This window comes from Arthrobacter sp. AOP36-A1-22, assembly GCF_052377615.1.
Taxonomy (GTDB): domain Bacteria; phylum Actinomycetota; class Actinomycetes; order Actinomycetales; family Micrococcaceae; genus Arthrobacter_H.
This window is the reverse complement of the sequence record NZ_JBQSWX010000002.1, coordinates 136,231-158,084: the sequence shown is the minus strand read 5'-3', so window position 1 is coordinate 158,084 and position 21,854 is coordinate 136,231. Positions and strand designations below refer to the sequence as shown.

At 67.5% G+C, this 21,854-nt stretch carries 24 protein-coding genes; 15 read left to right on the top strand and 9 right to left on the bottom strand.

Annotated elements, in window-relative coordinates; all coding sequences use genetic code 11:
• Nucleotides 1-47: 47 nt before the first annotated feature.
• From ACT3S2_RS02110 to ACT3S2_RS02100, 3 genes are all read right to left on the bottom strand, one after another.
• Nucleotides 48-458, bottom strand: a complete 411-nt coding sequence (locus tag ACT3S2_RS02110) for a hypothetical protein (protein ID WP_444553852.1) — start codon at nt 456-458, stop codon at nt 48-50.
• Between the two features lie 154 nt (nt 459-612).
• Entirely contained in the window at nt 613-1,113 is a 501-nt protein-coding gene (locus ACT3S2_RS02105; protein ID WP_444553853.1) for a DUF456 domain-containing protein, read from the bottom strand.
• 43 nt (nt 1,114-1,156) lie between these two features.
• Nucleotides 1,157-1,921: a SurA N-terminal domain-containing protein gene (locus ACT3S2_RS02100; protein WP_444553854.1), complete on the bottom strand. Its 765-nt coding sequence runs from the start codon at nt 1,919-1,921 to the stop codon at nt 1,157-1,159.
• A gap of 244 nt (nt 1,922-2,165) precedes the next feature.
• On the opposite strand from ACT3S2_RS02100, the gene ACT3S2_RS02095 reads away from it, so the two are divergent.
• From ACT3S2_RS02095 to ACT3S2_RS02055, 9 genes are all read left to right on the top strand, one after another.
• Entirely contained in the window at nt 2,166-2,924 is a 759-nt protein-coding gene (locus ACT3S2_RS02095; protein WP_444561142.1) for a LamB/YcsF family protein, read from the top strand.
• Entirely contained in the window at nt 2,921-4,546 is a 1,626-nt protein-coding gene (locus ACT3S2_RS02090; RefSeq protein WP_444561141.1) for a carboxyltransferase domain-containing protein, read from the top strand. The genes ACT3S2_RS02095 and ACT3S2_RS02090 overlap by 4 nt, the downstream gene beginning before the upstream one ends.
• A complete protein-coding gene (locus ACT3S2_RS02085) occupies nt 4,543-5,274 on the top strand; it encodes a GntR family transcriptional regulator (RefSeq protein WP_444553857.1) in 732 nt (243 codons plus the stop codon). The genes ACT3S2_RS02090 and ACT3S2_RS02085 overlap by 4 nt, the downstream gene beginning before the upstream one ends.
• Nucleotides 5,275-5,397: 123 nt before the next feature.
• The gene (locus tag ACT3S2_RS02080) at nt 5,398-5,655 is read left to right on the top strand and encodes a hypothetical protein (RefSeq protein WP_444553858.1); all 258 of its coding nucleotides are present in this window, start codon (nt 5,398-5,400) and stop codon (nt 5,653-5,655) included.
• Nucleotides 5,656-5,662: 7 nt separating this feature from the next.
• A complete protein-coding gene (locus ACT3S2_RS02075) occupies nt 5,663-6,556 on the top strand; it encodes an FHA domain-containing protein (RefSeq protein ID WP_444553859.1) in 894 nt (297 codons plus the stop codon).
• Nucleotides 6,557-6,658: 102 nt separating this feature from the next.
• The gene (locus ACT3S2_RS02070; RefSeq protein ID WP_444561140.1) at nt 6,659-8,116 is read left to right on the top strand and encodes a GuaB1 family IMP dehydrogenase-related protein; all 1,458 of its coding nucleotides are present in this window, start codon (nt 6,659-6,661) and stop codon (nt 8,114-8,116) included.
• A gap of 77 nt (nt 8,117-8,193) precedes the next feature.
• The gene (locus ACT3S2_RS02065; RefSeq protein ID WP_444553861.1) at nt 8,194-8,667 is read left to right on the top strand and encodes an ATP-binding cassette domain-containing protein; all 474 of its coding nucleotides are present in this window, start codon (nt 8,194-8,196) and stop codon (nt 8,665-8,667) included.
• The gene (locus ACT3S2_RS02060; RefSeq protein ID WP_444561139.1) at nt 8,651-8,992 is read left to right on the top strand and encodes a hypothetical protein; all 342 of its coding nucleotides are present in this window, start codon (nt 8,651-8,653) and stop codon (nt 8,990-8,992) included. Before ACT3S2_RS02065 ends, ACT3S2_RS02060 begins: the two co-directional genes overlap by 17 nt.
• A complete protein-coding gene (locus tag ACT3S2_RS02055) occupies nt 8,989-9,723 on the top strand; it encodes an ABC transporter permease (protein WP_444553863.1) in 735 nt (244 codons plus the stop codon). Before ACT3S2_RS02060 ends, ACT3S2_RS02055 begins: the two co-directional genes overlap by 4 nt.
• Here ACT3S2_RS02055 and ACT3S2_RS02050 read toward each other — a convergent pair.
• Nucleotides 9,720-10,211 carry an Lrp/AsnC family transcriptional regulator gene (locus ACT3S2_RS02050; RefSeq protein WP_444553864.1) on the bottom strand — a complete coding sequence of 164 codons (492 nt, stop codon included), beginning with the start codon at nt 10,209-10,211 and terminating at the stop codon, nt 9,720-9,722. The genes ACT3S2_RS02055 and ACT3S2_RS02050 overlap by 4 nt on opposite strands.
• Nucleotides 10,212-10,388: 177 nt before the next feature.
• Between ACT3S2_RS02050 and ald the strand changes: the two genes are divergently transcribed.
• Together ald and ACT3S2_RS02040 are read left to right on the top strand one after the other, a co-directional pair.
• On the top strand, nt 10,389-11,519 hold the full coding sequence (gene ald, locus ACT3S2_RS02045; RefSeq protein WP_444553865.1) for an alanine dehydrogenase: 1,131 nt from the start codon (nt 10,389-10,391) through the stop codon (nt 11,517-11,519).
• A 75-nt stretch (nt 11,520-11,594) separates the two neighbouring features.
• A complete protein-coding gene (locus ACT3S2_RS02040) occupies nt 11,595-12,149 on the top strand; it encodes a DUF421 domain-containing protein (protein WP_444561138.1) in 555 nt (184 codons plus the stop codon).
• Nucleotides 12,150-12,165: 16 nt separating this feature from the next.
• Here the strand turns inward: ACT3S2_RS02040 and ACT3S2_RS02035 are convergent, their stop codons facing one another.
• Both ACT3S2_RS02035 and ACT3S2_RS02030 read right to left on the bottom strand, forming a co-directional pair.
• Nucleotides 12,166-12,618 carry a DedA family protein gene (locus ACT3S2_RS02035; protein ID WP_444561137.1) on the bottom strand — a complete coding sequence of 151 codons (453 nt, stop codon included), beginning with the start codon at nt 12,616-12,618 and terminating at the stop codon, nt 12,166-12,168.
• Nucleotides 12,619-12,667: 49 nt separating this feature from the next.
• Nucleotides 12,668-13,939, bottom strand: coding sequence for an MFS transporter (locus ACT3S2_RS02030; RefSeq protein WP_444553868.1), 1,272 nt, complete (start codon nt 13,937-13,939; stop codon nt 12,668-12,670).
• A gap of 180 nt (nt 13,940-14,119) precedes the next feature.
• Here ACT3S2_RS02030 and ACT3S2_RS02025 point away from each other — a divergent pair, with 180 nt between their 5' ends.
• The 3 genes from ACT3S2_RS02025 (at nt 14,120) to ACT3S2_RS02015 (ending at nt 16,984) form a co-directional block, all read left to right on the top strand.
• Nucleotides 14,120-15,040 (top strand): NAD(P)H-binding protein, encoded by a 921-nt coding sequence (locus ACT3S2_RS02025; protein WP_444561136.1) that lies wholly within the window; start codon nt 14,120-14,122, stop codon nt 15,038-15,040.
• Nucleotides 15,041-15,107: 67 nt separating this feature from the next.
• Nucleotides 15,108-16,082 carry a D-2-hydroxyacid dehydrogenase family protein gene (locus ACT3S2_RS02020; protein ID WP_444553870.1) on the top strand — a complete coding sequence of 325 codons (975 nt, stop codon included), beginning with the start codon at nt 15,108-15,110 and terminating at the stop codon, nt 16,080-16,082.
• Between the two features lie 50 nt (nt 16,083-16,132).
• A complete protein-coding gene (locus tag ACT3S2_RS02015) occupies nt 16,133-16,984 on the top strand; it encodes a hypothetical protein (protein ID WP_444553871.1) in 852 nt (283 codons plus the stop codon).
• Here the strand turns inward: ACT3S2_RS02015 and ACT3S2_RS02010 are convergent.
• The 3 genes from ACT3S2_RS02010 to ACT3S2_RS02000 all read right to left on the bottom strand — a co-directional run bounded on the left by ACT3S2_RS02010 (nt 16,967) and on the right by ACT3S2_RS02000 (nt 19,842).
• Nucleotides 16,967-17,311: a bifunctional 3-phenylpropionate/cinnamic acid dioxygenase ferredoxin subunit gene (locus ACT3S2_RS02010; protein ID WP_444553872.1), complete on the bottom strand. Its 345-nt coding sequence runs from the start codon at nt 17,309-17,311 to the stop codon at nt 16,967-16,969. The genes ACT3S2_RS02015 and ACT3S2_RS02010 overlap by 18 nt on opposite strands.
• Nucleotides 17,312-17,471: 160 nt before the next feature.
• Complete coding sequence (locus ACT3S2_RS02005) at nt 17,472-19,220, bottom strand: MDR family MFS transporter (protein ID WP_444553873.1); 1,749 nt, start codon at nt 19,218-19,220, stop codon at nt 17,472-17,474.
• Complete coding sequence (locus ACT3S2_RS02000) at nt 19,207-19,842, bottom strand: TetR/AcrR family transcriptional regulator (protein WP_444553874.1); 636 nt, start codon at nt 19,840-19,842, stop codon at nt 19,207-19,209. The genes ACT3S2_RS02005 and ACT3S2_RS02000 overlap by 14 nt, the downstream gene beginning before the upstream one ends.
• Nucleotides 19,843-19,997: 155 nt before the next feature.
• Between ACT3S2_RS02000 and ACT3S2_RS01995 the strand changes: the two genes are divergently transcribed.
• Nucleotides 19,998-21,836: a bifunctional metallophosphatase/5'-nucleotidase gene (locus ACT3S2_RS01995; RefSeq protein ID WP_444561135.1), complete on the top strand. Its 1,839-nt coding sequence runs from the start codon at nt 19,998-20,000 to the stop codon at nt 21,834-21,836.
• The last annotated feature ends 18 nt before the right edge of the window (nt 21,837-21,854 follow it).

Here is a 21,854-nt window from a genome sequence, read left to right as displayed (position 1 = left end):
GCAGCTGGAGCGCTGTTGAAAGGGCTGCTCTGCGGCCAGCACCAGGGCTAGGAGCCGGTGGCGCCCATCATCGACTGCATCAGATCGGGGTTGGCGGACTGGTAGGTCAGCCAGAGGATCCCGGCGCTCAAGGCCAGCGAAAGGCCGCCCCAGATGACCCCGAGCTTGGCCAGGAAGCGGACCTCGTCGCTCGGCATGGGGAGTTTGTCCGTCTTGAAATCATCGGCCAGACGCCCCATCCGCATCGCCGGGGATTCGGGGACGCGTTCGGTGAGCCCGGCCAGCGTGTTGGCGGCCCAGTCGGTGCGTCCGCCCTGCAGGCGGGCGATGGTCAGATCGTGCTTGCGATCCTGACGGAGCTGGATGATGCGATCACCATGGCGGGCCAGCAGGATGTCCTCGCCGAGATGCATCGTCCTGCCCGTTGCACGCTGCTGACGATCCGGTGCGACGCTCATGACCATGCTCCCTCCGAGTGAATCGACACTCCGTGAAATTCTTCGTACTATCAAAGTACGCCGCAAATCCGCGCCGACACGGTGAAGGGCGTTGGAAGGCGAGCAAACTCACAAGGGGGTGTGGGGCGCGCCGCCCCGCGGGGAGCGCCCACGTTCACCGAGCGGAAAAATGCCAGATGACCCCGATGGTCCAGACCGAACCGGCGAGCGCGGCGCAACCGAATTCGATGAGTATTCCGATCCCCGTGGACTTCAGTGTCCTCACGCTGGCGCGCATCGCGGATCCCAGGTTCCGCCTCCGGGCATATTCGGCCAGGAGCAGCCCGACACCGAACCCCAGGAAGAGCCCGACGATGGGGATCAGGAACATCCCGGCAATGCCTGCGGCCACGGCGAACAGGATCGTTCCCCGGGGGATCTGTTGGCTTTTGAGGCTGCGCCCGGTCAGGACCATCGACGCCGACCAGCCGGCCAGGGCCAGGACCATGCCCACCACCGCGCAGGTCCACGCCGCCGGGCCGCCGATGAACAGGGCCCATCCCAAGAGCGTGAGGATCGTCAGCAGGCTTCCCGGCAACACGGGATAGATCGTTCCTGCGACGGAAAAGACCAGCAAAAGGCCGGCGATGATGGTGACCAGGACCTGTGTATCCACGGTCCTAGTCTGCCAGCATCACCGGCCCGGAAACGTCTCGATCCTAGAGGTTGATCTTGACGTCGGCGTCCTTACGCAGCTTCTTCACCAGTGTCTGGGTGGCTTCGTTCTCCTTCTGCTGGACGAGCTGCTGCTTCAGCTGGGACTTGGCGTCCTTGTACTTGGGCATCTCCGGGGCGTCCTCACCGGATTTGCCCTGCTGCTTCTGGGCGTCCTCGGCCTTCTTATAGGCGGCCTTCAGCTCCTTTTCGCTGGGTTCGAAGGGACCGGCTTCCTTCTCGATGTAGCCTTCGACCTCGACCTGCTGCTTGATCTGCTTATCAACGGTCTTGCGCTCCATGCCCTGCTTCTTCAGGGCGGCCAGGAACTCCTTCTTATCCATCTGCTGGGACTTCGCCGCTTCGGTCAGCGCCTTGTCCATCTGCCTTTCGGTGGCTTTCACGCCGGCTGTCCTGGCCTTCTGGATCAGCAGTTCGGTGCCGACCATGCCGTCGGCGACCTGCTTCTTCATCTCCGTCTGGTCGGAGAGGTCCTGGCCGGACATCTGTGCCTGCATGGCCGCCTGCTGGAACTGGCTCTCGTAGACACGGGTGAACTCCTTCTTGGAGATGTCCTTGTCATTCACCGTGGCCACGACATCGGGAATGCCCTTCAGGTCCGGCGAGGGGGCGGCCGCCTGCTCACTGGACTGCGAGGAGGGTGCCGCGGACGAGCCATCGGCTTCTTCATTGCCGCCGCTACCGCAGGCAGTGACCAGGGAAAGCGACCCCACCAGTGCCAGTGCGGCCAGCATCTTCTTCTTGTTCACGTGCTACCTCCTGAGGATTTTGAATCTTGTCGAGGCTAGCAATGCGACCTGAACGTCCACTGAAGATCGCCCCCTCCACGGCAGATTTATGCTCTGGGCCAACTTCCGGCCCCTCCGGGCGGGGCCGGTTCTCCGCCGTGGCTGCTCCTCGCCGACGGCGGAACCAGCCCGCAACCATCGGATTGTTGAACAATCATTGTCTCTGGTGCAAGCTGGTCGGACCAGCAACCGGACGGAGACCACGGTGCCCACCATCGACCTGAACAGCGACGTCGGCGAATCCTTCGGCGAGTGGAGCAAGGGCGACGATGCCGCCATGTTCCGCTCCGTCACCAGCGCCAATGTCGCCTGCGGCTTCCATGCCGGCGACCCCTCCACCATGGGCCGGACGTGCCGCGATGCCGTGGCTGCCGGAGTAGGCATCGGGGCCCATGTCTCCTATCAGGACCTGGCCGGCTTCGGCCGCCGCTTCGTGGACTGCTCCCCCGTCCAACTGGCCGACGACATCCTGTACCAGCTCGGGGCCCTCGATGCGGTGGCCCGGGCGGCCGGCGGTTCCATCAGCTACGTCAAACCCCATGGCGCCCTCTACAACGCCATCGTCCACCACCGTGAGCACGCCCAGGCCGTCGTCGACGCGGTCAAGGCCTTCGGCAACGATCTGCCCCTGCTCCTTCTGCCCGGATCCGTGGCACTGGAACGCGCCGAATCCGCCGGATTGCGTCCGGTCATCGAGGCCTTCGCGGACCGTGCCTACAATTCCGACGGGTCGCTGGTCCCGCGCCGCGAAGAAGGGGCCGTGCTCCACGATGCGGCAGCCATCAGCACCAACATGGTCCGGCTGGCCACCCGGGGCACCCTGACGGCCCGGGACGGCTCGACGTTGTCGATCCCCGCCGAGAGCATCTGCCTGCACGGCGACACCACCGGAGCCGTCGAACTCGCGGGCGCGGTCCGCCGGGGACTGGAGGAGGCAGGCGTGGACATCCGGCCGTTCGCATGAGGACGACGGCGCTGCGTTGGGCCGGCACGCGCACCCTCCTGGTCGAAGTCGGCACGCTGGAGGACGTCGTGGCCCTCCACCGCCGGTTGACCGATGCTCCGTTGCCCGGACAGATCGAGGTGCTCGCCGCGGCATCCACCGTGATGCTCGCCTTCGACACCCGCGCCCACGCCCTGGCGGCCCCCGCCGCCCTGGACCGGTTGGATGACGGGCCGGCGACCACGGTGGGCGGACGCGAGATCACCGTGGACGTGGTGTACGACGGCGATGACCTCGCCGAGGTCGCCCGGATGACCGGACTGGGCGCCGACGGGGTCATCGCCGCCCACACGGCCCAGCTCTGGACGGCCGCCTTCGGTGGTTTCGCGCCGGGTTTCGCCTACCTCCACGGGGACGACGCGTCCTTGGAGGTACCGCGTCGGCAGTCCCCACGCACGGCCGTGCCGGCCGGATCGGTGGCCCTGGCGGGGAGGTTCTCGGCCATCTACCCGGCCCGGTCCCCGGGTGGTTGGCAGCTGATCGGCCGCACGCAGGCCGTGATGTGGGATCTGGACCGGGACCCTCCGGCGCTGGTCCGGCCCGGGGACCGGGTCCGCTACCGTGCCGTCCGTGAACTCGTTGAGCTCCACCCGACGGCCGGCACCCCCACCCCACGGGCCGAAGACACCGGAGGCGCCGAGGCCTCCGACACCTCCCTTCTTGTTCTTTCCCCGGGACCGCAGTCCCTGCTCCAGGATCTGGGCCGCCCGGGGCTGGGCGATCTCGGGGTTCCGGCGGCAGGTGCCGCCGATACCGCCTCGGCCCGGCAGGCCAACCGGCTGGTGGGAAACCCTGCCCACGCGGCGGTGGTCGAAACCCTGGTGGGAGGACTGCGGATCCAGGCCTGCGGCGAGCTGACGCTGTCCTTGACCGGTGCCGCCGAGACGGCGACGGTCTCCGGACCCCACGGCCGACGGCCCGTGGCGGCCCGCGCACCCTTCGCCCTCCACGATCACGAGGTCCTCACGGTGCAGGCCCCGACCAGCGGATTACGCAGCTACCTCGCGGTCCGCGGCGGACTGGTGGCCGAGGCGGTGCTGGGCAGCCGTTCGGCGGACACGTTATCGGGCCTCGGCCCGGCACCACTGGCGTCCGGCACCTCGGTGCCGGTCGCTTCCGTGGCCCGCGGGCATATCGTCACCCACCCCGAACCCTCCGTCCTGCCCCGGCCCCGGGAGGGCACCGTAAATCTGCGCATCACCTCCGGCCCCCGGGCCGACTGGTTCGCCCCTGACGCCATCGATGCCCTCTGCCGCCACCCATGGTCCGCCGGAAGCCAGTCGAACCGGGTCGGGCTCCGCCTGGAGACCGGCGACCGGCAAACCCCCGTGGAACGCATCCGGACCGACGAGCTGTCCAGCGAAGGCACGGCCACCGGCTCCCTGCAGGTTCCCCCCTCGGGGCTGCCCGTCCTCTTCCTCACCGACCATCCCGTCACCGGCGGGTACCCGGTGATCGCCGTCGTCGTCCCCGAGGACCTGCCGGCCGCAGCCCAGGTTCCCCCGGGCACGTCCATCCGCTTCACCGTGGTGGACCCCGACACCCTGCTGCCCCGACCACCAGCCAGGAGCCGGGAGCCATGACGCCTCCAGTTCATGAGCACGACGGCGCTGGCTCCCGTCACGCCCACACGGGGGCGTGGATCGCCGCGGTCCTTCGCCGGCGGATCGCAGCGGGCCTGCTGACCCCGGGGTCGAAGCTCTCCGAGCAGAAGCTCTCGGTGGAGCTCGGTGTCTCGCGCAACACCCTGCGGGAAGCCTTCGGGACACTCGTCGCCGAATCGGTGGTGGTGCGGATCCCCAACCGCGGGGTCTTCGTGGCCTCCCCCGGAGCCGAGGACGTCCGGGAGATCTACCGGGTGCGCCGGGTGATCGAACCCTCCGCCGTCCTGTGGGGCACCCCTGCGGAACGGGAACTGGAAGCCATGGACGCCATCGTCCGCCGGGCCGCGGAGGCCCGGGACGCCGGGTCGGTGCCCGGGATGGCTGACGCGAACCAGGCCCTGCATCAAGCGGTCATCGCCCTGACCGGAAGCCAGACGCTCCAGGTGCTCATGGACCGGGTGCTGGCCCGGATGAGACTGGTCTTCCACACCATGTCCACGACGCCGGATTTCCATCCGCACTACGTGGAACGCAATATCGGCCTCGTGGCCTGCCTGCGGGCCGGCCGGCCGGAGGAGGCCGCCCGGATGCTGCGCGATGGCCTCGATGCCGCCGAGGGGGAAATCCTGGCCCGCATCGAGGCCCGGGCCCCCGATCCGGAGGTCCGCCATCGCGCAGTGCCGGTCACGCCAATACGAAATAAATAGGTCTATCAAATAATTGATAACTAGAATATCGTACTACTTGAGACGAACGCAGTCCCACACCAGACCTGACTCACCCGGAGCAGGCACCGAAATTTCGTCCGCGACCGAAGAGGAAGTTTTGCGATGTCACAGGAAGCCAGCACGCCACAGGAATCCGGAGCAAACCAGGTCAGCGACTGGTCGGATCTGGGCCAGCAGTTGTGGTCCTATCTCACCGGACGCGGCGCAGCCGTGAACTACACGCTCGTTGACATGACCGTCGAAGTCCCCCGGGACATCGGTCCGGACGCACCTCGTGCGACCTGGAAGTTCGACGGCACGCTGCGGGTCACCACCAGCGATGATCAGGCCGTCGGCTCGGACCCCCACCGGGATCGGTGATGATCCGATGAGACTGGATATGGACCTCGCCTTCTCAGTCACCGTCCCGGCGACCGATACCGAGCCGGAGTCCACGGTGAACGGAACCATGAAGGCCAACGGGACCGAGGTGGTCATCAGCACCGACACCCCCGATCTGTACCGGATCGGTCCGCGTGCCGATCTGCGCTCGGTCAGGGGATTCGCCAAGGAGCTCAGCGAGTGGGGCCTGAGTGTTTCACTGGCTTCACCCGAAGGGACCATCGTGTCGCTGGGAGCCGTCAAGGCCAATGCCGCACAGCGGCTACTCACCAGATCGGCCCACATCCGGCCGGGAAAGGACGGGACTTGGTCCGCGCTGCTCCGCGGTTCCCCGGGCGATCCCGCACAGAGCCTGATTCCCCCGGGAACACCCTTCCCGCTCTCGCCCACGTTCCAGCGCAACTACCGGATGCGACCGACGACGACCCACTACACCTATGGTGGCGGCCGCCCACGGTTGATCTTCGTGAAGGACGGCGAAGCCTGGGACGGGCGCCCGGCGCAGGTCTTCGACCTGAGCGCAGAAACCACGGTGATCGGCGGCAACGCCGAGGCCGAACTCCGGCTACCGCAGACCAGCGATGCCCATGCCACCATCACCCACTCCACGGATGATGAGTACATCCTCACGGCCACCTCACCGGTGACCGGCAGCACCCGGTTGCCGGAGGGTGGCTCCTACACGTTGCGTACCGGCGCCCGCATCGGCATCGGCCCCTGGCGGCTGGTCTTCGTCCGCGAGGAATATGCCGACCATGGTCGCCCCCATGGCGGTCGGCAAGGCGGCGAGTTGGCCTACCAGAAGCCGCAGTACGATCACCGGTATGGAGCGGTCGAACACGACGCAATCTACGGACTGGGAGACCCGCGCGAGGACTAGCCCCGGGTGCCTCGCCACGCATGGCGCGGCGAGGCACCGGACATGCCCCACGACCCCGGCGGTGGTGTCGCGTGGACTCATTTGAACGGTACCCTCGAGCATGTGAAGTTTCTCAATGACGTCAACCCGTCCCATGACCTGACCTATAACGACACCTTCATGGTGCCCTCGCGTTCGGCCATCGCCTCACGCACGAGCGTGGACCTGACCACCCCCGACGGCATCGGAACCTCGATCCCGTTGGTGGTGTCCAACATGACCGCCGTCGCCGGACGGCGCATGGCGGAAACCGTGGCCCGTCGCGGAGGCATCGCGATCCTGCCCCAGGACATCAGCCGGGAGGCGGTCGACGACATGGTCGGCCAGGTCAAGGGCGCCCATACCGTCTTCGAAACCCCGATCACCGTCCAGACCACCGATTCCGTCTCGACCGCCCTGTCCCTGCTGGGGAAGCGGTCCCACGGGGCCGCCGTCGTCCTCAACGGCCACGAGCCGGTGGGCATCGTCACCCTGGGCGACTGCCAGGAGGTCGACCGCTTTGCCCGCATCTCCGAGGTGATGAGCGAGAACATCGTCACCGCTTCGGTCGACGAGGACCCGCGCGCCGTCTTCGATACGATCGCCGAACGCCATCTGTCCATGGTTCCCATGCTCGAGGACGGCCGGCTGGCCGGGGTGCTGACCCGCAAGGGCATCCTGCGCTCGACCATATACTCCCCCGCCGTCGACCCGCAGGGCCGGCTCATGGTCGGTGGCGCCGTGGGCATCAACGGGGACGTGGGGGCCAAGACCACCAGCCTGCTCGAATCCGGCGTCGACGTCCTCGTCGTGGACACCGCCCACGGCCACCAGGAGAAGATGATCGAGGCGCTGCCGCAGGTCACCGCCGCCCGGGATGAATTCGCCGAACGCACCGGCCGTCGGCTGAAGGTCGTGGCCGGGAACGTCGTGGCCGCCGAGGGGGTGACCGATCTGGTCTCCGCCGGGGCGGACATCCTGAAGGTCGGCGTCGGCCCGGGGGCCATGTGCACCACCCGCATGATGACCGGGGTGGGACGCCCCCAGTTCTCGGCCGTGCTCGAATGCGCGCAGGCTGCCCACGAATCGGGGGCCGAAGTCTGGGCCGACGGCGGGGTGAAGTACCCGCGCGACGTCGCCCTGGCCCTGGCCGCGGGCGCCGCCAGCGTCATGATCGGCTCCTGGTTCGCCGGAACCCACGAATCCGCGGGCGACCTGGTGGTGGACCCCCACGGCCGCTCCTATAAGGAAAGCTTCGGGATGGCCTCCGCCCGTGCCGTGCAGAACCGTACCAAGAGGCAGTCGGCCTTCGACCGGGCCCGTTCGGGACTATTCGAGGAAGGCATCTCGCATTCGCGGATGTACCTCGACCCGGCGCGTCCCGGGGTGGAGGACCTGGTTGATTCGATCATTTCCGGCGTCCGTTCCTCCTTCACCTACGCGGGAGCCGAGTCGATCGCCAGGTTCGGCGAACGTGCCGTCGTCGGCGTGCAGTCCAGCGCCGGCTATGAGGAAGGCCGTCCCCGCGAAACCTCCTGGTAGCCACCCGCTCCGGGCCGCCGGCCGGATGCGGGCCCACGGGCTTGACCCGTGGCCCCGGCAGGGATCTCATGGGTTCCATGGGCACTGAGGCACCAGCCATCGAAGTCGACGACCTGGTGGTCCGTCGCGGCCGGACCGTGGTCCTGGACGGACTGGGGTTCTCGGTCGGTTCCGGGGACGTGGTGGGGTTGCTTGGCCCCAGCGGCTGCGGGAAGTCGACCCTGCTGCGCAGCATCGTCAGAACCCAGCTGGTCCACGGCGGGAGTGTCCGGGTCCTCGGCGAGCCGGCCGGTTCCCGGCAGCTCCGCCGCCGGGTCAGCTACATGACCCAATCGCTGAGCATCTATGACGATCTCACGGTGCGGCAGAACCTCGAATACTTCCGCAAGGTCCTCGTCGCCCCCGGCGGGGACACCGACCGGGTGCTGGAGCTGACGGATCTGGCCGGTTCGGCCCATGAGGTCACCGAAAACCTCTCGGGTGGCCAGCGCAGCCGGGTTTCGCTGGCGGTGGCCCTGCTCGGGGGACCCCGAGGTGATGATCCTGGATGAGCCCACCGTCGGACTCGATCCCGTGCTGCGGGCGGACCTCTGGTCCCTCTTCCGGCAATTGGCCGCGGACGGGGCCACCCTGCTGATCTCCAGCCATGTGATGGATGAGGCGACCCGGTGCGACCGGTTGCTGCTGATGCGCGAGGGCAGGTTCATTGCCGACGATTCCCCCGCCGGACTGCTGCGGAGCACGGGAACCGGGACCACCGAGGAGGCCTTCCTGACCCTGATCGCCGCCAACGACCCGCCGGCCACGGCCACCCCGCGGACCCGCGGACGGCATCGCCGGGCCCCGGCCGGTCAGGCCCCGGGAGGCAACCGGTGAGCCCCTCGGGCACCTGGGCGACCGCCGGACGCGTCCTGGCGCAGATCCTTCATGATCCACGCACGATCGCCCTCCTGCTGGTCGTCCCGAGCCTCCTGATCGGCCTGGTGGCCTGGATCTTCTCCGAGACCGACGTCTTCAGCACCATCGGGCCGGCCCTCATCGCGATGTTCCCGTTCATCGTCATGTTCCTGGTGGCGAGCATCAGCACGCTGCGCGAACGTCGTTCCGGGACCCTTGAACGGCTGTTGACCATGCCCCTGGGCAAGGGGTCCTTCGTGCTCGGCTACGCGTTGGCCTTCGGTCTGCTCGCGGTGGCGCAGACGGCGATCGCCGTGGCATTCTCGATCTGGGTCTGCGGTCTGGAGATCAACGGCCGGCTCTGGCTGCTCTTCCTGGTCGCGGTGGCCGATGCCCTGCTGGGCACCGCCCTGGGCCTGCTGGCCAGTGCCTTTGCCCGCACCGAGTTCCAGGTCGTGCAGTTCATGCCTGCCTTCGTCTTCCCGCAGATCCTCCTGGGGGGACTCTTCCTGCCCCGCGCCCAGCTCCCGGACGTGCTGGAAACGATCGGGGACTGGCTGCCGCTCTCCCACGCCATGGACGCCCTGACCGCCGTGGCCACCGGTGACGAGGACTCCGGCTACATCGTGGTGCGGACCCTGTTCATCGGGGCATGGATCGTCGGTTCCATCGTCCTGGGGTCAATCACCCTGCGCCGCCGCACGCCCTAGAGCCAGGGAACTTCGCCGCGGGTATGTTCGAAGACCAGTGAGGTCTGCGTGGAGGCCACCGCCGGATTGGCCGAGAGGTTGTCCAGGACGAACTGGCGCACATCGCTGGAATCCTTGACCGCCACGTGGATCACGAAGTCATCCGTTCCTCCCAGGAAGAACAGCTGCATCACCCCGGCCTTGCTGCGGATCTCCTCGGCGAAACTGGACATCAGGTGCCGTGCCCCGGGGCGGATCCGCACGAAGATCAGCGCCTCGAGCGCATGCCCGAGGACCTCCGGATCCAGATCCAAGGTGAATTTGCGGATGACCCCCGTCTCACGCAGCGCGTTCATGCGGGCCAGGCAGGTCGAGGGGGCGATCCCGAGCTCCTCGGCCAAGGAGTTGTTGGTCCGCCGCGAGTTCTCGGTGAGCATCCGCAACAGACCACGGTCGATATCATCGAGCTCGTAATGCCGACTGGTCCGAACATTCTTCGCTGTGGCCACGTCACACTCTTTCGGGCGGATGGAAATTACGGATATTCTCGATTGTACCGAAATAAAATCTGCGTCACACCCGAAGAACCGCAGGAAAGCCACCACTGTTTCGTACCGCCAGCCGTCGACCCCTGGAGAGGAAATCCGAGGGTCCGTCACGGCGTACAGACCCACCAAGGAGTCCTCATGATCATCGGCGTCCCCCGTGAAATCAAGAACAACGAGTTCCGCGTCGCCATCACCCCGGCAGGGGTCTCCGAATTCGTCGCCCAGGGTCACGAGGTCCTCGTCGAGACCGGCGCGGGCCTCGGCTCGGGCATCCCCGACGAACTCTACGTCGACGCAGGGGCGACGATCGCCTCGGACGCCGACGGGGCCTGGGCCGACGCCGACATGGTGCTCAAGGTCAAGGAACCCGTCGCCGAGGAATACCACCGCATCCGTGCCGGCCAGATCCTCTTCGCCTACCTGCATCTGGCCGCCTCGAGCGAGTGCGCCCGGGCCATCATCGACGCCGGCGCCACGGCGATCGCCTACGAGACGGTCACCGCCGGCCGGACCCTGCCGCTGCTGGCGCCCATGTCCGAAGTCGCCGGTCGGCTCGCCGCACAGATCGGGGCCTTCCAGCTCCAACAGCCCACCGGCGGCTCGGGCATCCTGATGGGCGGCGTGCCCGGCACCCGCCCGGCCAAGGTCGTGGTCATCGGTGGTGGTGTCGCCGGTGAAAATGCGGCGGCGATCACCTCCGGCATGGGCGCCGACGTGACGATCATCGACATCAGCCTGGCCCGGTTGAAGGAAATCGATGTCGCCTACAACGGTCGGATCAAGACGCTGGCCTCCACGAAGTTCACGATCGCCGGCGAGGTCGCCGCGGCGGATCTGGTCATCGGTTCGGTGCTGATCCCCGGGGCCGCGGCCCCGAAGCTGGTCACCACGGAGATGGTCTCGCATATGCGTCCGGGATCGGTGTTGGTGGACATCGCGATCGACCAGGGCGGCTGCTTCGAGGGATCGCATGCCACCACGCATGTCGACCCCACCTATACGGTGCACGACGCCGTCTACTACTGCGTGGGGAACATGCCCGGCGCCGTCCCGCAGACCTCGACGGTGGCGCTGACCAACGCGACCTTGCCCTACGCGCTACGGATCGCCTCCAAGGGCTGGCAGCAGGCACTACAGGACGACGACGGGCTCGCCAACGGCTTGACCGTGCACGACGGCCACGTCACCTTCGCCCCCGTGGCCGAGGCCCTGGGGCTGGCCCACACCCCGACCGCAGAGGTTCTCGCCGCAGCAACGAACCACGCGTAGGCCCCTCCGCCGCTGCTCCCCGTCGGGCCCCAGCCGCCTACCGGTCTAGGCTTGAGGCTGGCGGAAAGGAAAAAGATGTGGGAAGAATATGGACTGACGTGGGTTGATGCCGGTCGGGTGGTGGTATCCGCCATTGCGCTCTACCTCGTGATTCTGGCATTGATCAGGGTCATGGGCCAGCGCACGATGGCGAGCCTGTCCAGCTTCGACCTGGCAGCCGCCGTAGCCCTCGGCGCCGTCGTCGGGCGGGCGATCCTCGGCTACACCCCGACGGTGGTCGCCGGCGCCCTGGGACTGGTCACCCTGCTGGCGCTGCAGGCGGTTACCGGTCAGCTGCGTCGGTTCCGGCGGGTCTCGGGAATGATCAACAACCGCGCGTTCATACTCATGGCCGGGGACGAGGTCATCCAGGCCAACCTGCGGCGGACCCACGTCTCCGAGCGGGAACTGGTGGCCCGGCTGCGCCAGGCAGGCATCCGCCACCGCACCGAGGTCGCCTGCGTGATCCTGGAGTCCACCGGGCAGATCAGCATCCTGCGTTCGGGAATCCTGATCGAACCGCGGATGCTCGAAGGCGTCGCGGGCGCGGATCTGGTCCCGGCCTCGTTCATGGCGGTCCCCTCCGACTAGGAGCAGGCCCCGTGGCCTAGCCGTTCCGGCGCCGGTACCTGATCCACAGGACGGCCCCGGCCACCACCACGACCCCGGCCAACGCGATCCACTGCCAGCCGACCGCGAGGGCCGCGTAGACCACCGCCATCCCCACCGTGGCGTAGATCAACGCCCACATCAAGCAGCCGACGATCACGGCGGGCAGGTAACGCGACAACGGCATCCGGGACATCCCCGCGCTGGCGTTCACCGCGGTCTGGATCCCGATGGTGAGGAAGGACAGCGGAACCGCCAGGATCCCCCAGCGAGCGACGAAGCGCTGGGCCCGGCGGTAGATCGGGCCTTCCAGGACGTATTCGAAGCGGGAATGGCTCACCCCCGCGGCGACCCCGCGACCCACCCAGTAGGTCGTGTTCGCCCGCGCCATGGAGAGCAGGAAGAGGAAGAGGTACGCCCAGCCGAAGGGAGCCTCGCGTAACCAATCCATTCACCCAGAATACCGCCGAATCCAGGGCGTCCCGACCACGGCCGGACCCTTAGGGAACGGATTTGATCCGATACACCAGGGCGGCCGCCGCCAGACCGATGATCGCCGCCAAGACGAACAGGGCCATGTAGCCGCCGAGGAACTTCACCGCCAGCAACGCCAGCGCCGGGGCGACCACCTGGGGCAGCGCGGCCGCGACATTGACCACCCCCATGTCCTTGCCACGGGCCGCTGCCGAGGGCAGCACCTGGGTCAACAGCGCGAAGTCGACCGCGAGATAGGCCCCGAAGCCGATGCCCAGGACCGCCGCGCCGACCATCGCCGCCGGCCAGACCTGGAAGAACGCCATGATCAGCGCGGCGCAGGCGATCACCGCCGAGGCCCCGGCGACGAAGACCTTGCGCTGTCCCACCCGGTCGCTCCACCGCCCGGCCAGCACGCTGGTGATGACCACCATGACCGCGTAGAGCCCGGTCAGCACCAGCACCCCGGCGGCGGGATCCGGATGGTGGATCACATCGGTGAGGAAGAACAGCAGGTAGACGATGACCAGCTGGTTGCCCACGAACATGAGGAAACGGGTCAGCCAGGCCCAGCCGAAGTCCGGATGCTTCACGGGGTTGATCCAGAAGGAGCGCAGGAACCGGCCGAGCCGGAACGGCGGATGGTGCCCCGGAGGAAGGACCGGATCATCACGATGGGTCAGGTAGGGGATCACCCCGACGGCGATGGCCGCCGCGCAGATCCAGTATCCGACGGCAATGTTGCCGGAGATGACGAATCCGACGACGGATCCCCCGAGGATGCCCAGGGTCTGGCCCATGGCCGCCAGCCCGCCCACGGAAGCCCGCTGGGCGACCGGCACCCGGTCCGGGACCGCAGCGGTGATGGTCGAGTACATGGCGTTGCAGCCGGCCTGGACCAACGCCCAGCCGATCACCAGGGCGGCGACCGTGGTGGCCCCGGAAAGGAAGAGCATCGCCGCGGTGCCCAGCACCGCTCCGGCGAGGATCCACGGCGAGCGCCGGCCCCATCTGGAGGTGGTCCGGTCCGACAGGGCCCCGGTGACGGGGTTGGCGACCAGCGCGACGGCGGCACCGCAGGCGGTCACCAGGGTGAGGATGGCTTCCTTGTTCCCGGCGTCGATCGCCGTGGCCTGCAACCCGATCAGGATGTTGATGGGCGCGAAGAACGCGACGTTGATGACCAGGTTGACCATGATCGCCCCGGTCACCCAGCGGGCTCCGACGCGTCGGGTCGGCTCGATCAGTGCTTCCGCGGGGGAGGCGGCGGTCCCGGCCCCGGTGGCGTCCTCGTTCACGACTCCCCCGTTCACAGGACGCCTTGCAGCGCACCGGCTCCTACGGTTCCTACCAGGGCGATGATCAACAGCCACGTCAGGGGCTTGGCGAGGGAACGAGTTTTTTTCATGATGTCGCCATCGTATTCGCAACCGCCCCCTCCGCCCATTCCACGTCGCCCCCGGCGTACCGTGGGGGTCATGACCGACGACGTTTCCCCCAACACCCCCTTGATCGCCATCACCGGCGCCACCGGCAAGGTCGGTTCCCGGGTGGCCCGCCGCCTGGCCGGAACGGTGCGGTTGCGGCTGTTCTCCCGTGACGTCGAACGGGCCGAGGCCGCGGCCCGCGCGCTGCCCCGCACGACGGCGGCCGCCGAGGCTTCCGCGGCGGCCCTGGACTTCGCCGATCAGCCGGGGGCCGTCCGTGCCCTGGAGGGGGTCGACGTCGTCCTCATGGTCTCCGCGGAGGAGGCCTCCGACCGGCTGGCCCAGCATGCCGCGTTCATCCGGGCGGCACGGGCGGCCGGGGTGGGACAAATCGTCTATACCTCGTTCTTCGCCGCCGCCCCCGATGCCGTCTTCACCCTGGCCCGCGACCACTTTGCCACCGAGAAGCTGCTGGCCGATTCCGGGGTGCCGCATACGATCCTGCGCGATAACTTCTACCAGGACGTCTTCCCGCTCTTCGCCGGTGACGACCATCTTCTGCGCGGCCCGGCGGCCGAGGGCAGGGTTTCCGCGGTGGCCCGGGACGACGTCGCCGCGGTGGCGGCAGTGGTGCTCGCCGAAGCCGCCGTGGCCTGGGCCGCCGGGCGGGAACCGGTCCATGCCGGCCACACCTACGACCTGACCGGGCCCGAGGCGTTCGACCTCCATCAGGCGGCAGCGGTGATGACCGAGGTCACCGGGGTGCAGACCCGCTACCTCCACGAGACCGTGGCCGAAGCCCTGGCCTCCCGGGACGGTCTGGGTGCCCCCGACTGGCAGATGGACGCCTGGATCAGCACCTACACCGCGATCGCCTCCGGGGAGCTGGAACCGGTCAGTGCGGATGTCGAACGGCTGCTGGGCCGTCCGGCGCAATCGCTGCGCCGGACGTTGGAACGCCTGCAGGACTGACCGGCACCCGCCCCCGGCGACCGCGCCGGGTCCACGGACCACGAGAACCAGTACGAAAGGCCCTGCCATGTCCCCCACCAACCCTCCGGCCCACCGGCTGGCCATCCTCGACGACCATCAGGACGTCGCCTTGGATTTCGCGCCCTGGACCACGCTGGAGGACGTCGAGATCGTCGTCTTCCACGACACCCTGGCCACCGCCCGGGACACGGTGGAGGCCCTGGCGGGATTCGACATCATCGTCGCCATGCGCGAACGCACGGCCTTCGATGCCGAGATCATCGCCGGCCTGCCCGGGTTGAAGCTGCTGGTCACCACCGGAAAGGTCAACGCCTCCATCGACCTCGACGCCGCCACCGGGGCCGGCATCACGGTCTGCGGGACCGCCGGGTCCACCACCGCCACCCCCGAGCTCACGTGGGCACTGCTCATGGCCTGGATGCGGGATGTCCCGGCCCAACAGGCGTCGTTGCGGGCCGGCACCTGGCAAAACGGTACCGACGTCGGCTTCGGCCTCTGCGGCAGCACCCTGGGCATCCTGGGACTGGGCCGGATCGGTTCACGCATCGCCGCCTACGGGGCGGCCTTCGGGATGGACATCATCGCCTGGAGCCAGAACCTGGAAGCGGACCGGGCCGCCGCGGCAGGGGCCCGGCTCGTGGGTCGCGAGGAACTGTTCGCCTCCGCCGATGTCCTGAGCGTCCACCTGCAGCTCTCGGAACGCACTCGCGGACTGGTCGACGAGACGAATCTTCGCCTGCTGGGGCCCGCCGGGCTGCTGGTGAACACCTCACGGGCCGCGATCGTGGACCAGGAGGCAATGCTTCGGGGTCTGCATGAAGGCTGGCTGGGCGGCGCGGCACTGGATGTCTTCGACGTCGAACCGCTCCCGGCCGACCACCCGGTCATCGCCGCGCCGCGGACCGTGCTCAGCCCGCATCTGGGCTACGTCACCCGGCAGACCTACGAGGTCTTCTACGGGCAGGCCTTCGAGAACGTGAAGGCCTGGCTGGCCGGTGCCCCGTTGCGTCGGCTGAACTAGGACGCGCCCGGCGGCCTCCGAACCCCGCGGTTCCTCGATACGATGGATCCATGTCAGCAGAGGAACGCCGCGAGGGCCAGTGGGCCCCCCGCAACCGGGAATGGAAGTTGGCGCACCACCTGCTTCCCGCCTTCGTCATGGCCGGGTTCCTCATCGGGCTGGGGATCTGGGCGCTGGTCCTGCAATCGCTGCTCTTCGGGGTCCCCCTGGTGGCCTTCGGGATCGGGACCGTCGTGTCACTGTTCCGCGAATTCCGGCTGACCCCCGACGCCCGGCTTCCCGAGCTCAGCGCAGTGGACACCTCCAGCGGTTTGCGGGCCTCCACCCGTTTCGCCTACCGCCATAATTCGGCGGCCTTTGCCGCGGCCACGGTCGGACTCGGGGTCATCGGGCTGGTCGCCGCGCTGGCTGCGGTGGGGAAATTCGCGCTGTGGCACGCAGGATTCGAACGCTTCTGGACCATCGCCGGCGCCATCGTCCTGGGCGTGGCCGGATTCATGATCCTGCGCGAGGGCCTGCGGTTGCTGCGCATCGCCTCCGCCGAGCAGCAACCGGGGGTCTTCCTGACCCGGAGCCGTGTGGTGGTCTTCGGCCCCCTGGGGCTCGCCGAGATGTATTGGCGGGACATGGGCTCGATCAGCGCCGAGAACCCCCGCGGCCGCACCCCCCTGGGCCGGAGAGGCCCGGCGTTGGTGGTCCTGCGTGGCCGCGACCGGACGGCCTCCGACGGTCCGGAAGACCACGGCACCACCGCCCGCAAGGAGGTGGTGGTGCAGGTGGCGTACCTGTTGGCGGACCCGAACGTCCTGCATTCGGCCTTGGTGCACTATCTCGAGCACCCGGCCGACCGGCCCGAACTGGGAACGACGCTGGCGCTGGAGCGCCTAGCCGGCGTTCGGTGACACTCCGGGGTAGAGCAGGATGTCCCCGTCGCGGACCTCGACCTTGTGGATGCGGGCGTTGACGGTTGCCGGCAGGCAGAGTGCCTCACCGGTCTTGAGGCAGAAACGGGCCGAGTGCACGGGGCATTCGACTTCGCCGTCTTCGATCCAGCCTTCGGCCAGCGACGCGGTTTCATGGGTGCATTCGTCGTCGAGCGCGTAGAAACCACCGTCTTCGCTGTGGAAGATGGAAATATCGTTTCCGGTTCCCGTGTCATCGGAGTCGATGACCTTGGCCTCGCCTTCTTCGATGTCTTCGACCGGTCCCACATTGATGGGTTCGCTCACGGTGTCACTCCTTGGTTGGTGCAGCGGGACACCAATCGGGTCCCTGTCTTTCCAGTGTTGTCCAACGCCGTTCGCCGCGCAATGTGGCCCGTCACAACGGGGGCGCCCCCTCCGGGAAGCACCCCCGTTGTGACATCGAGCCCGGACCCCCGGTTCCCGGTCAGTCCCCCTCGACGCCGGCACGGTGCGCGCCCCGTGGACGCTGCCCCGGTCCATCGCCTACCGGCTCCATGGCCTGGGCGGCCGGCACGGGGGCCATGGACGGCACGCGGGACGGTTCGCTGCCGCCACCACCGGCTCCCACGGACACCGGTTCACGGTGGTCCGTCGGCCCGGGCACGTCGCTGGCCGCCAACTGCCCCTCGGCCGCCGAGGTCGCCGGTATCTCACGCTCGATGCGGGTGGCCAGCTTCGATTCCTTCATGAAGAACAGGGCGATGGTCGCGGCGATGGCCAACGGGACCATCCACAGGAACAACGGGACCAGGGCCTCGTTATAGGCCGAGACGATGACCTCGCGGATCGGGGCCGGCAGCGAGGTGACCAGTTCGGGGGTCAGCGAGTTGGTGCTGGCTCCCGACGAGGCGCCATCGGGCAACTTATCGGCCAGGATGTCCTTCAACCGGCTGGCGAAGAGCGAACCGACCACTGCCGAGCCCAGGGTGGCCCCGACCTGGCGGAAGTAGTTCTGCCCGGCGGTCGCCGTGCCGACGAACTTCAGCGGGAAGGAGTTCTGCGCCACCAGGGTGAGCATCTGCATGCTCATGCCCAGCCCCAGACCGATCACGCCCAGGAACACACAGATCATGTAGACCTCCGTGTCGGAGTGGATGGTCGAAAGCAGTCCGAGGCCCAGGCCCAGCGTGCCGGCCATCATGACCTTCTTATAGCGCCCCGAGGCCGAGACCTGGCGCCCCACGACGATCGAGGTCACCAGCAGGGCGCCCATCATCGGGATCATCAGCAAGCCGGCTTGGGTCGGGCCGAAGCCTGTGACCATCTGCAGGTAGGTGGGCATGTAGCCGATGGCCCCGAACATCGCGATGCCGACCATCAGGGCCGCGAATGTCGTCAGGACGAAGTTGCGGTTCTTGAACAGCATCAGCGGGATCACCGGTTCGGAGACCTTGCGCTCGACCAGGACGAAGGCCACCGCGAAGACCAGGGTGGCCGCGAACAGTCCCAGGATCTCGGGGGAATCCCAGGCGTAGGTGTTCCCGCCCCAGGTGCAGGCGAGCACCAGGGTGGTGGTGGCGATCCCCATCATCATCATCCCGACGACGTCGATCTTGGGGCGGGCCTCGTTGACCGTCCGGGGCACATGCAGCAGGAAGATGGTGGCCAGCACCGCCAGGACGCCCAAGGGCAGGTTCAGCCAGAAGGCCCAACGCCAGCCCGGCCCCTCCGTCAGCCACCCACCGAGCAGTGGTCCGGCGACCGAGGACAAGGCGAAGACCCCACCCATGACGCCCATGTATTTGCCGCGCTCACGAGCCGGGATGACGTCGGCGATGGTGGCCTGGGAGAGGATCATCAACCCGCCACCACCGAGCCCCTGGACGACGCGGGCGAGGATGACGCCGTTCATGGTGCCGGAGAGGGCGCCGAGCACAGACCCGCTCATGAAGATCAGGATGGCGATGATCAGCAGCGGTTTGCGCCCGAAGAGATCTCCGAGCTTGCCGTAGACCGGCATCATGATGGTGGAGGCCAGGATGAACGCCGTGATGATCCACGCCATGTGTTCGACGCCGTTGAGCTCGCCCACCATGGTGGGCAGGGCGGCGGAGAGCACGGTCTGATTCAGCGAGGCCATCAGCATCGTGATCATCAGGGCCGCGAAGAGCAGCATGATGTGGTTCTTGCTGCCGAGCACCGGCTTGGCTCTGGTGGTTTTAAGCGTTGTCATGGGTGGCTTGCATTACCTCTCGGAAAATCTTGACGGTTGAGTCGATATGCAGATCGATGTCGGCGACGGTCCCTTGTGGATCGGAACGGTAGGCGAATCGGGTGATGGTTCCCGCGAGCATGAGCAGCGCCCGGGCGGAATCCTGGCCATCGGGCAGCAGGTTGAGTGTCTCCTCGGCAGCGTCGCTGTCCATGCGTTCGTGCAGGATTTCGTCGACCAGCTGTTCGGCGGCGTTGATGTGCTGGACCATCCGACCCTTGAGTTCCGGATACCGGGTGATGATGTCGCGCCTGACCTGGTAGGCGTGGCCCCGGCCGAGACTCGTCGCCATCACCCCGGCAAGGATCCTGACGATCCGGGTCAGCAGGTCCGCATCACTGCTGCGGAACTTCTCCAGCAGTTCATCGGACACCAAGGGTGCCCGCGTGCCCAGAATGGCGTCTTCCTTGGTGGGGAAATAGTTGAAGAACGTTCGTTTGGAGACCCCCGCACGGGAGGCGACCGCCTCGATCGTCACGGAGACCGGCCCGTCTTCGAGCGTCATGGCAGCTGCGGCGTCATGAATCGCGTTCCAGGTCTCGAGGCGGTTGCGCTCACGCTGGGTCAAGGGCACTTCTTGCATAGGTACAGTTTATGCACTCATGCAAAGATTGCACAACTGCAATCTTTGTGGAATAGACCACATTTTTTCCTTGACAGGCCCCTGTCGCTCGGTAGGATCGCCCGTACGCCACGGGTGTGTGGCACCTCACATTTCGCATCTTCGGGAGTCTCGATATGAAGCCACGCGCGCATTCGATCCAGAGAGCCGGCGTCGTCGTCGCGGGCCTCGCATTGGCCGCCACGACCCTGGTGGCGCCGGCCCAGGCCGCCGCCCCCGCGGGGGGCAGCCACGGAAGCCACCACGGTGGCGGGCCGGGAGGCCACCACGGCGGGGGCCACGGCAACGGCCATGGCGGTCATCCTGGCGGGGGTCATCACGGCGGGGGTCATGGATCTGGGCACCACCGGCCGGGAACCAGCACCATCCAGTTGCTGGGCATCAATGACTTCCACGGTCGGATCGAGGCGGGCGGCACTTCGGCCGGCGCCGCGGTGGTGGCGGGAGCCGTCAAGGAGTTGTCCGGCAAGAAGAAGCACAACACACTGTTCGTCTCCGCGGGCGACAACATTGGCGCCTCGACGTTCACTTCCTTCTCCCAGGACGACACCCCCACCATCGACGCACTACGCACTGCCGGGCTGGATGTCTCCTCTGTGGGAAACCACGAATTCGACCGCGGCATCGACGACCTGAAGAACCGGGTCATCCCGCGCTACGGAAAGCACAACAGGAACGCCGGGGCCGACTACGCACTGGGCGCCAACGTCTACCATGAGGGCACCCACCAGCCAGCGTTGAAGGAATATGCGCTGCGCAAGGTCCAGGGCGTCACGGTCGGCTTCATCGGCGTCGTCACCGAACAGACCAAATCGTTGGTCACCCCCTCCGGCGTGGCCGGCCTCGACTTCGGTAACCAGCTCGAGGCCGTCAACCGGGTCTCGACCCAGCTTTCCGACGGCAAGAAGTCCAATGGTGAGGCGGACGTGATCGTTCTGCTGGCCCATGAGGGGTCTGCCAGCACCGACTGCTCGGCGATCGCCGACGAGGACACCGCCTATGGGGAGCTCGTCCGCGGGGCATCGGCCGACGTCGACGCCATCTTCTCCGGCCATACCCACCAGGAATACGCCTGCTCTTTCCCGGTGGAGGGGTGGTCGTCCTCGATGAAGCGCCCGGTGGTCCAGGCCCATGAATACGGCACCACTCTGGACCGGGTGAAGATCACCGTGGACCGTCGTTCCAAGAAGCCGGTCGCCCTCTCGGGTTCACTGGTGGAGCTGACGAAAACGAACCACGCCGGCGAGACGGTTCCTGCCTTCCCAGCGGATCGGCGCGTGGCACGGGTCGTGAAGAAGGCGGCCGAACAAGCAGAGATCGTCGGCGCAGAACAGGTGGGCCGGATCAGCGCCGACATCCTGCGCGGCGGGAACGAGCCGGGGGCCGACCGCGGCGTCGAATCCTCGATGGGTAATCTCGTGGCGGATATGCAACTGTGGGCGACCTCCAACGAGGATTTCGGCGGCGAACCGGCACAGATCGCCCTGATGAACCCGGGAGGCCTGCGGGCCGACCTGCTGTATGGCACGAACGGGACCGTCACATATAAGGACGTGGCCAACGTCCAACCATTCGGCAACACCTTGTGGACCGAGGACCTCACCGGGGCTCAGTTGAAGACCGTGCTGGAAGAACAGTGGCAGCCCGATGGCTCCAGCCGGCCCAAGCTGCATCTGGGGATCTCCGAAGGCCTGGACTACACCTACACGGAGGATGCGGCCCGCGGCTCACACATCACCTCGATGACCTTCGACGGTGCGGCCATTGCCGACGACGACGTGTTCAAGGTGGTTATGAACTCGTTCCTTGCCGCCGGTGGTGACAACTTCACCACGTTGGCCGAGGGGGCAAACGCGACCGACTCGGGCCAAAGCGACCTGGTCGCTGCCCTGGATTACTTCGAGGCCCACGACGTCGTCGACCCGGCCCCGCTGGGCCGGGCCGTCGCGCAGTAGTCGCAGTGTCCGCGCCGG

Bases quoted from the DNA above. Each gene is read 5' to 3' on its own strand.
- ACT3S2_RS02085 (WP_444553857.1), top strand. From the start codon at position 4,543: ATGACGCCTCCAGTTCATGAGCACGACGGCGCTGGCTCCCGTCACGCC.
- ACT3S2_RS02040 (WP_444561138.1), top strand. From the start codon at position 11,595: ATGTGGGAAGAATATGGACTGACGTGGGTTGATGCCGGTCGGGTGGTG.
- ACT3S2_RS02035 (WP_444561137.1), bottom strand. From the start codon at position 12,618: ATGGATTGGTTACGCGAGGCTCCCTTCGGCTGGGCGTACCTCTTCCTC.
- ACT3S2_RS01995 (WP_444561135.1), top strand. From the start codon at position 19,998: ATGAAGCCACGCGCGCATTCGATCCAGAGAGCCGGCGTCGTCGTCGCG.
- ald (WP_444553865.1), top strand. From the start codon at position 10,389: ATGATCATCGGCGTCCCCCGTGAAATCAAGAACAACGAGTTCCGCGTC.
- ACT3S2_RS02000 (WP_444553874.1), bottom strand. From the start codon at position 19,842: ATGCAAGAAGTGCCCTTGACCCAGCGTGAGCGCAACCGCCTCGAGACC.
- ACT3S2_RS02110 (WP_444553852.1), bottom strand. From the start codon at position 458: ATGAGCGTCGCACCGGATCGTCAGCAGCGTGCAACGGGCAGGACGATG.
- ACT3S2_RS02020 (WP_444553870.1), top strand. From the start codon at position 15,108: ATGTCCCCCACCAACCCTCCGGCCCACCGGCTGGCCATCCTCGACGAC.
- ACT3S2_RS02075 (WP_444553859.1), top strand. From the start codon at position 5,663: ATGAGACTGGATATGGACCTCGCCTTCTCAGTCACCGTCCCGGCGACC.
- ACT3S2_RS02015 (WP_444553871.1), top strand. From the start codon at position 16,133: ATGTCAGCAGAGGAACGCCGCGAGGGCCAGTGGGCCCCCCGCAACCGG.
- ACT3S2_RS02080 (WP_444553858.1), top strand. From the start codon at position 5,398: ATGTCACAGGAAGCCAGCACGCCACAGGAATCCGGAGCAAACCAGGTC.
- ACT3S2_RS02025 (WP_444561136.1), top strand. From the start codon at position 14,120: ATGACCGACGACGTTTCCCCCAACACCCCCTTGATCGCCATCACCGGC.
- ACT3S2_RS02065 (WP_444553861.1), top strand. From the start codon at position 8,194: ATGGGCACTGAGGCACCAGCCATCGAAGTCGACGACCTGGTGGTCCGT.
- ACT3S2_RS02005 (WP_444553873.1), bottom strand. From the start codon at position 19,220: ATGACAACGCTTAAAACCACCAGAGCCAAGCCGGTGCTCGGCAGCAAG.
- ACT3S2_RS02090 (WP_444561141.1), top strand. From the start codon at position 2,921: ATGAGGACGACGGCGCTGCGTTGGGCCGGCACGCGCACCCTCCTGGTC.